The organism is Kitasatospora sp. NPDC059160, assembly GCF_042755465.1.
GTDB lineage: Bacteria > Actinomycetota > Actinomycetes > Streptomycetales > Streptomycetaceae > Kitasatospora.
Map to the genome: position 1 here is coordinate 19,785 of NZ_JBHZCN010000116.1, position 8,784 is coordinate 28,568.

The following is an 8,784-nucleotide window of genomic DNA, read 5'->3' on the forward strand; positions in this document are numbered from 1 at the left end:
CCGCGCCCCCGCCCGCCGCGGGCCCGCGCAGCGGCCCCCACCCGCCGGCCCCCGACCCGTACCCTTCAGGAGTTGAAGGGGACACCCGGCGGAGGGTTCCCCACCCTGGGAGGGTGGATCATGTCGACGGACACACCGGGCTCACAGTCGTCCCTGCACCGGGCGAACCTGGAACGGGTGCTCCGCGCGGTACGGATGGCCGGTTCGCTCACCCAGGCCGAGATCGCCCGCGGCACCGGCCTCTCCGCGGCCACCGTCTCCAACATCGTGCGGGAACTGAAGGAGAGCGGCACCGTCGTGGTCGCCGACACCTCCTCCGGCGGCCGCCGCGCCCGCAGCGTCTCGCTGAGCGGGGACGCGGGCATCGTGGTCGGCATCGACTTCGGCCACACCCACCTGCGGGTGGCCGTCGGCAACCTCGCCCACCGGGTGCTGGCCGAGGAGAGCGCCCCGATCGACGTGGACGTCTCGGCCGCGCAGGGCTTCGACCGCGCCGAGGCGATGGTGGCGCGCCTCCTCGCGCAGGCCGGCTTCCGTCCCGAGAAGGTGATCGGGGTGGGCCTCGGCGTGCCCGGCCCGATCGACGTGGAGACCGGTGCGCTGGGCTCGACCGCGATCCTGCCGGGCTGGACGGGCATCGCCCCGGGCCGGGAGCTGGCGGAGCGGCTCGGCATGCCGGTGCACGTGGACAACGACGCCAACCTGGGCGCGCTGGGCGAGTTGGTCTGGGGGGCCGGCCGCGGCCTGAGCGACCTCGCCTACATCAAGATCGCCAGCGGGGTCGGCGCCGGCCTGGTGGTCAACGGCCAGATCTACCGGGGTCCGGGCGGCACCGCGGGTGAGATCGGGCACATCACCCTGGACGAGGCGGGCCCGGTCTGCCGCTGCGGCAACCGGGGCTGCCTGGAGACCTTCGTCGGCTCCCGCTACCTGCTGTCGCTGCTCACCTCGACCCTCGGCCCGGACCTCACCCTGCCCCGGGTGGTGGAGCTGGCCCACCAGGGCGACCTGGGCTGCCGCCGGGTGATCGCCGACGCCGGGCGCCAGATCGGTACGGGCGTGGCGACCCTGTGCAACCTGCTCAACCCGCGCCGGGTGATCCTGGGCGGCGACCTCGCCGAGGCCGGTGAGCTGGTGCTGGCCCCGATCCGCGACTCGGTGGCCCGCTACGCGATCCCCAGCGCGGCCCGCCAGCTGTCGGTGGTCCCTGGCACCCTGGGCGGCCGGGCCGAGGTGCTGGGCGCGCTGGCCCTGGTGATGAGCGAGATGGGCGAGTCCGGGGCGCTCGGCCGGCACTGACCGCCTTCCCCCCGTTCACCCGTCCGGCCGCAACCGCCGGAGAACGTCCGTTCGTCAATGAGGATTGACCCGCGCCCCCCGACCGACCTCCGGGAATGGCGGTAACCGGTCGGTGGCACCGGGCGCGCCGCTCGGCGTCCGCGTAGCGGACATTAGACTCGACCGGTCGGTACCGGCCGCGACCACCGGCCTGCCGCCGGACCGGGCGGCGACGCCCGTCGGACCGTCCGTGGTCCGCGAACACTGAACGAGGAGGAACGGGTGGCCCTGCTGACCCGCATTCGGGGACCGCGCGATCTCGACCGGCTCACGCCCGGACAGCTGGCCGCACTGGCCCAGGAGGTCCGGACCTTCCTGGTGACCGAGGTCTCCAAGACGGGCGGCCACCTCGGACCCAACCTCGGGGTGGTGGAGCTGACCATCGCCCTGCACCGGGTCTTCGACTCCCCGCGCGACCGCATCCTCTTCGACACCGGCCACCAGAGCTACGTCCACAAGCTGCTCACCGGCCGCCAGGACTTCTCCCGGTTGAAGATGAGCGGTGGCCTGTCCGGCTACCCCTCGCGCGCCGAGTCCGAGCACGACGTGATCGAGAACTCGCACGCCTCCACGGTCCTCTCGTACGCGGACGGCCTGGCCAAGGCCAACAAGATCCAGGGCAAGGCGGACCCGGTCGTCGCCGTGATCGGTGACGGCGCGCTCACCGGCGGCATGGCCTGGGAGGCGCTGAACAACATCGCCGACGCCAAGGACCTGCCGGTCGTCATCGTCGTCAACGACAACGAGCGCTCCTACTCGCCGACCATCGGCGGCCTCGCCAACCACCTCGCCACCCTGCGCACCACCCAGGGCTACGAGCGCTTCCTGTCCTGGGGCAAGGACGCCCTGCAGCGCACCCCGGTGGTCGGCCAGCAGCTGTTCGAGACGCTGCACGGCGCCAAGAAGGGCCTCAAGGACTTCATCGCCCCGCAGGGCATGTTCGAGGACCTCGGCCTCAAGTACATCGGCCCGATCGACGGCCACGACCTGACCGCCCTGGAGTCGGCGCTGACCAAGGCGCGCGGCTTCGGCGGCCCGGTGATCGTGCACTGCCTCACCGAGAAGGGCCGCGGCTACCACGCCGCCGAGAACAACGACGAGGACCGCTTCCACGCCGTCGGCGTGATCCACCCGGACACCGGCCTGCCGGTCAAGAACTCGGGCAAGGACTGGACCTCGGTCTTCGGCGAGGAGATGGTCGCGCTCGGCCGCGAGCGCGAGGACATCGTGGCGATCACCGCCGCGATGCTCCACCCGGTCGGCCTGGCACCGTTCGCCAAGGAGTTCCCGGACCGCATCTTCGACGTCGGCATCGCCGAGCAGCACGCCGTCACCAGCGCCGCCGGCCTGGCCACCAACGGGCTGCACCCGGTCTTCGCGGTCTACGCGACCTTCCTGAACCGCGCCTTCGACCAGGTCCTGATGGACGTCGCGCTGCACAAGCTGGGCGTCACCTTCGTACTGGACCGGGCCGGCGTCACCGGCACGGACGGCGCCTCGCACAACGGCATGTGGGACATGTCGATCCTCCAGGTCGTCCCGGGCCTGCGGCTGGCCGCCCCGCGCGACGCCGACCAGGTCCGCGCCCAGCTGCGCGAGGCCGTCCAGGTCGAGGACGCCCCGACGGTGGTGCGCTACTCCAAGGGCTCGGTCGGTCCGGCCGTCGCCGCGGTCGGCCGGGTCGGCGGCATGGACGTGCTGCGCGCCGCCGGGGAGCCCTCCGGCGCCCACCGCGCGGACGTGCTGATCGTCTCGGTCGGCGCGATGGCCCCGACCAGCCTGGAGGTGGCCGACCTGCTGGCCGCCCGGGGCGTCACCGCCACCGTGGTGGACCCGCGCTGGGTCAAGCCGGTGGACGAGGCCCTGCCGGGCCTGGCCGCCGAGCACCGGGTGGTCGTCACGATCGAGGACAACGGCCGGGTGGGCGGCGTCGGCGCGGCCGTCGCGCAGGCACTGCGGGACGCGGACGTGGACGTGCCGGTGCGCGACTTCGGCATCCCGCAGGAGTTCCTGGACCACGCCAGCCGGAACGAGATCCTGGCCGAGATCGGCCTGACCGCCCCCGCCATCGCCGAGAAGGTGGGCGCCCTGGTCGCCAAGCTGGACGCGGCGCCGGTCGAGGCCTGAACCGCCCCCGGTGGAACGGGCCGGCCACCCGTCGCCCGTTCCGCCGACGCCCGATTGTCGTCTCTGCGTAACAGTTCGTCGCGGGACGAGCTGACAATCGCACTGAATGGCGGGACCGGCGCTCTCCGCGCCGTTCCCGCCCGGTAGGTTGTCAACCGTGCCCACCCCCACCCGCCCCCGCCTCGACGGACTGGTCGACCGCCTGCCCGCGCGCGCCCGTACCCACATCCGACAGGGGTACTGGACGAGGCTGGTGCCGCTGCTCACCCTGGTCGCGGTGGCCACCCACATCCCGTCCTTCGCCCGGCCCGTCTGGAGCCCGGACGAAGGCTTCCTGGCCACCCAGGCCCGGATGCTCGCGGACGGCGGGGTGCTCTACGACACCGTGGTGGACCGCAAGCCGCCGCTGCTGCCCTGGCTCTACCAGGCCTGCTTCGCCGTCTTCGGCTCCGCCTCGCTGTGGCCGCTGCGCACCCTCGCGGTGGCGGCCCACCTGGTCACCGCGATCCTGCTGGCCTCGATCGCCCGCGGCCGCTGGGGCAACCGGGCCGGGGCCGGCGCCGGACTGCTCTACCTGCTGGTCTCCATCGGGCTCTCCCCGGAGGACACCCAGGCGGCGACCTTCGAGGTCTTCATGCTGCCCGCGATGGTGGCCGCCTTCCGGTACGCCGAGCGCCGCCGCTGGCTGGCCGCGGGCATCGCGGTCGCGCTCTGCTCGCTGACCAAGCAGACCGGCGGCGCGGTGCTGCTGCCGGTGCTCTGGATGCTCCTCCAGGATGCCCGCCGACGCGGGGTGCGCTGGCCGCCCGCCCTGTTCAAGATCGGGTTCGGCTTCGCGGTGCCGATAGCGCTGGTGGCGGTCATCCTCACCAAGCCCAAGGGCTTCCTCTTCTGGGTGGTCACCGGCAGCGGCGACTACGCCTCCTTCGGCGGCGCCTGGCTGCAGATGCTCGGCCGGGCCTTCGGCAACCTCGGCATCCTGGCCGCGGCGGGCCTCGGCTTCCTGTTCCCGGTCGGCCGCCGGCTCTGGTTCAAGTACCGCCACCGCCCGCTGCCGGTGGCCGGCGAGGAGCACGGCTCGACCACCGACCTGTGGGTCTGGCTGCTCTCCTCGGCCGTCGCGGTCAGCGTGGGCTTCCACTTCTTCGGCCACTACTACCTCCAGCTGATGCCCCCGCTGGTGCTGCTGGGCACCGGGGCGGTCGCCACCTCGGCGATCCGCTGGAAGCCCGTCCTGGTGTACACCACGGTCGCCGCCACGGTCTTCTGGGGCCTGGCGCTGGCCTGGCCGGGGGAGCAGATGAGCCGCAACACCGAGGTCGCCACCGCGGTCGCCGCCCAGACCACCCCCAAGGACACCGTGCTGGTCTGGGGCATGCACCCCGAGCTGTACTGGCTGGCCGACCGCAAGCCCGCGAGCCGCTACCTGACCGCCGGCTTCCTCACCAACTACAGCGGCGGCAAGGACGGCAGCGGCAACGTCGGCGAGCAGTTCAGCGTCAACAACGCCTGGCAGACCTTCGACAAGGAACTCGCCAACGGCCTGCCCGAGGTCTTCGTGGACGACTCCGGCGTCGCCCCGTACCAGCCGGTGCTGGTCCCGCGGATCGAGAACCTGCTGGACACCCACTACGAGATGATCGGCGTCATCGGCGACACCGTCGTCTACCGCCTCAAGCACTGAGGCACCGCTCGAGCACCGAGGTACCGCCTCGAGCACCGAGGCCCGGCACCGCGTACGCGAGAGCCCCCGGCGACCAGGTCGCCGGGGGCTCCGCTCGTACCGCTACGCCTTACGCGGGCACCGAGGCCACGCCGGGGGCGAGGAACTTCTTGCCGGTCACCCGCTCCGAGACGCCCTCACGGTCCAGGTACGGGGTGATCCCGCCCAGGTGGAAGGGCCAGCCGGCGCCGGTGATCATGCAGAGGTCGATGTCCTGGGCCTCGCCGACGACACCCTCCTCCAGCATCAGGCCGATCTCCTGGGCCACGGCCTCCAGGGAGCGGTTCAGGACCTGCTCCTCGGTGAGCACCGAGTCGCCGAAGCTCAGCAGCTCCAGCACCTCGGGGTCGAGGACCTGCTTGCCGTCCACCCAGGTGTAGAAGCCGCGCTTGCCGGCCTTGACCACCTTGCCGAGGTTCTCGGAGACGGTGAACCGCTCCGGGAAGGCGCCGGCCAGGGTCTCCGAGACGTGCAGGGCGATGGCCGGGCCGACCAGCTCCAGCAGCACGATCGGGGACATCGGCAGGCCGAGCGGCTCGACGGCCTTCTCGACGCTGGCGATCGGGGTGCCCTCGTCGATGATGTTCTGGATCTCGCCCATGAAGCGGGTCAGGATCCGGTTCACCACGAACGCCGGGGCGTCCTTGCACAGCACCGAGGTCTTCTTGAGCTTCTTCGACACGGCGAAGGCGGTGGCCAGCGACGCGTCGTCGGTCTGCTCGCCGCGGACGATCTCCAGCAGCGGCAGGATCGCGACCGGGTTGAAGAAGTGGAAGCCGACGACCCGCTCGGGGTGCTGGAGCTTCGAGGCCATCTCGGTGACCGACAGCGAGGAGGTGTTGGTCGCCAGCACGCAGGTCGGCGAGACCACGGCCTCCAGGTCCGCGAAGACGGTCTGCTTGACGCCCATCTCCTCGAACACGGCCTCGATGACGAAGTCCGCGTCGCCGAAGGCCACGGCCTTGTCCAGCGAGCCGCTGACCAGGCCCTTGAGGCGGTTGGCCTTGTCCTGGCCGATCCGGCCCTTGCCGAGCAGCTTGTCGATCTCGGCGTGGACGTAGCCGACGCCCTTGTCGATGCGCTCCTGGTCGATGTCGGTGAGGACCACCGGCACCTCCAGACGGCGGGCGAACAGCAGCGCCAGCTGCGAGGCCATCAGGCCGGCGCCGACGATGCCGACCTTGGAGACCGGGCGGGCCAGCGACTTGTCCGGCGCACCGAACGGGCGCTTGGCCCGGCGCTGCACCAGGTTGAAGGCGTAGATGCCGCTGCGCAGCTCGCCGCTCATGATGAGGTCGGCCAGGGCCGCGTCCTCGGCGTCGAAGCCGGCCTGGAGGCTGGCCTTGTCGGCGAGGTCGGCGTCCTTGACGGCGGCGATGATGTCCAGCGCCTTGTACGCGGCCGGAGCGGCCCCGTGCACCTTGGCGTCGGCGACCATGCGGCCCCAGAGGACGGCGTCGTCCCAGGCCTTGCCGCGGTCGATCGCCTCGCGCTCGACGACCAGGTCGCCCTTGAGGACCTGGGCGGCCCACAGCAGCGACTGCTCCAGGAAGTCGGCCGGCTCGAAGATCGCGTCGGCGATCCCCAGCTCGAACACGTCCTTGCCCTTGAGCTGCTTGTTCTGGTTCATCGAGTTCTCGATGATGACCTTGACGGCCTTACCGGCACCGATCAGGTTCGGCAGGATGGTGCAGCCGCCCCAGCCGGGGACGAGGCCGAGGAAGACCTCGGGCAGCGAGAAGGCCGGAACGCCCGCGGACACCGTGCGGTAGTCGCAGTGCAGGCCGACCTCGACGCCGCCGCCCATGGCCGCGCCGTTGTAGAAGGCGAAGGTCGGGACGGGCAGCGCGGCGATCCGCTTGAAGACCTCGTGGCCGCCCTTGCCGATGGCCAGCGCGTCGGCGTGCTGCTTGAGCAGCTCGACGCCCTTGAGGTCGGCGCCGACGGCGAAGATGAACGGCTTGCCGGTGATCGCGGCGCCGACGATCCTGCCCTCGGCGGCCTCGGCCTCGACCTGGTCCAGCGCCTCGGACAGCTTGAGCAGCGAGCCCGGGCCGAAGGTGGTCGGCTTGGTGTGGTCGAAGCCGTTGTCCAGGGTGATCATGGCCAGCTTGCCGGCCTGCAGCGGCAGGTCCAGGTGGCGCACGTGCGCGGTCGTGACGACCTCGCCCGGGAACAGCTCGGCGCCCTGCTGGAGCAGCTCAGTGGTGTTGCTCATGCTCACTTACCACCCTCGAAGTGGGGGTTCTCCCAGATGATGGTGCCGCCCATGCCGAAGCCGATGCACATCGTGGTGAGGCCGTAGCGGACGTCCGGGCGCTGCTCGAAGCGGCGGGCCAGCTGGTTCATCAGGCGCACGCCCGAGGAGGCCAGCGGGTGGCCGAAGGCGATCGCGCCACCGAACGGGTTGACCCGCTCGTCGTCGTCCGCGATGCCGTAGTGGTCCAGGAAGGACAGCACCTGGACGGCGAAGGCCTCGTTGACCTCGAAGGCCTGGATGTCGTCGATGGTCAGACCGGCCTTGGCCAGCGCCTTCTCGGTGGCCGGCACCGGGCCGATGCCCATGACCTCGGGCTCGACGCCCGCGAAGGCGTAGGAGACCAGGCGCATCTTGACCGGGAGGCCGAGCTCCTCGGCGACGTCCTCGGCGGCCAGCAGCGAGGCGGTGGCACCGTCGTTCAGACCGGCCGAGTTGCCCGCGGTGATGTTGCCGTGCGGGCGGAACGGGGTCTTGAGGCCGGCCAGCGACTCCATCGTGGTGCCCGGGCGCATCGGCTCGTCCACGGTGGCCAGGCCCCAGCCGGTCTCGCCGACCTCGGGGTTGGTGTTGCGGATCGTGATCGGCACCAGGTCCGGCTGGATGTCGCCGTTGGCGTACGCCTTGGCGGCCTTCTCCTGGGAGCGCACGGCGTAGGCGTCGCAGCGCTCCTTGGTGATGTGCGGGAAGCGGTCGTGCAGGTTCTCCGCGGTCATGCCCATGAACAGGGCGGACTCGTCGACCAGCTTCTCCGAGACGAAGCGCGGGTTCGGGTCCACGCCCTCGCCCATCGGGTGGCGGCCCATGTGCTCCACGCCACCGGCCACGACCACGTCGTACGCGCCGAAGGCGATGCCGCCCGCGGTGGCGGTCACGGCGGTCAGGGCGCCGGCGCACATGCGGTCGATCGAGTAGCCGGGCACGGACTTCGGCAGGCCGGACAGCAGGGCGGCGGTGCGCCCGATGGTCAGACCCTGGTCGCCGATCTGCGTGGTGGCCGCGATGGCGACCTCGTCGATGCGCTCGACGGGCAGGCTCGGGTTACGGCGCACGAGTTCCCGGATGCACTTGACGACGAGGTCGTCGGCGCGGGTCTCGTGGTAGATGCCCTTCGGGCCGGCCTTGCCGAACGGGGTGCGGACGCCATCGACGAAGACGACGTCCCTCGCGGTACGAGGCACGGGGGCTCTCCTCCCAGGGACCAACATTTCGGGTGTGCAGGCTGCCGCCGGAAGATCCCGAGCGGCGCCGCGTCAGAAGCCATGCTACCGGTCGGTAACCAACCTGCCCAGGCCCCTCGGAGGGTTCTGACCATGTGTCCCGCGACACGTCCGGCACC

Annotated in this window: 5 protein-coding genes; 3 read left to right on the plus strand and 2 right to left on the minus strand. The window is 71.6% G+C overall.

Annotation, left to right across the window (positions count from 1 at the left end):
• The first annotated feature begins 120 nt into the window (after positions 1 to 120).
• From ACFXOZ_RS35230 to ACFXOZ_RS35240, 3 genes are all read left to right on the plus strand, one after another.
• Complete coding sequence (locus ACFXOZ_RS35230) at positions 121 to 1,299, plus strand: ROK family protein (RefSeq protein ID WP_375888275.1); 1,179 nt, start codon at positions 121 to 123, stop codon at positions 1,297 to 1,299.
• A 261-nt stretch (positions 1,300 to 1,560) separates the two neighbouring features.
• On the plus strand, positions 1,561 to 3,465 hold the full coding sequence (dxs, locus tag ACFXOZ_RS35235; protein WP_380407892.1) for a 1-deoxy-D-xylulose-5-phosphate synthase: 1,905 nt from the start codon (positions 1,561 to 1,563) through the stop codon (positions 3,463 to 3,465).
• Between the two features lie 157 nt (positions 3,466 to 3,622).
• Complete coding sequence (locus ACFXOZ_RS35240; protein WP_375888279.1) at positions 3,623 to 5,149, plus strand: ArnT family glycosyltransferase; 1,527 nt, start codon at positions 3,623 to 3,625, stop codon at positions 5,147 to 5,149.
• Between the two features lie 109 nt (positions 5,150 to 5,258).
• On the opposite strand, the gene ACFXOZ_RS35245 is transcribed toward ACFXOZ_RS35240, so the two are convergent.
• Together ACFXOZ_RS35245 and ACFXOZ_RS35250 are read right to left on the minus strand one after the other, a co-directional pair.
• Positions 5,259 to 7,406, minus strand: coding sequence for a 3-hydroxyacyl-CoA dehydrogenase NAD-binding domain-containing protein (locus ACFXOZ_RS35245; protein WP_380594002.1), 2,148 nt, complete (start codon positions 7,404 to 7,406; stop codon positions 5,259 to 5,261).
• A gap of 2 nt (positions 7,407 to 7,408) precedes the next feature.
• Positions 7,409 to 8,626 (minus strand): thiolase family protein, encoded by a 1,218-nt coding sequence (locus ACFXOZ_RS35250; RefSeq protein ID WP_375888284.1) that lies wholly within the window; start codon positions 8,624 to 8,626, stop codon positions 7,409 to 7,411.
• Positions 8,627 to 8,784: the final 158 nt, after the last annotated feature.

Bases quoted from the DNA above. Each gene is read 5' to 3' on its own strand.
- ACFXOZ_RS35245 (WP_380594002.1), bottom strand. From the start codon at position 7,406: ATGAGCAACACCACTGAGCTGCTCCAGCAGGGCGCCGAGCTGTTCCCG.
- ACFXOZ_RS35230 (WP_375888275.1), top strand. From the start codon at position 121: ATGTCGACGGACACACCGGGCTCACAGTCGTCCCTGCACCGGGCGAAC.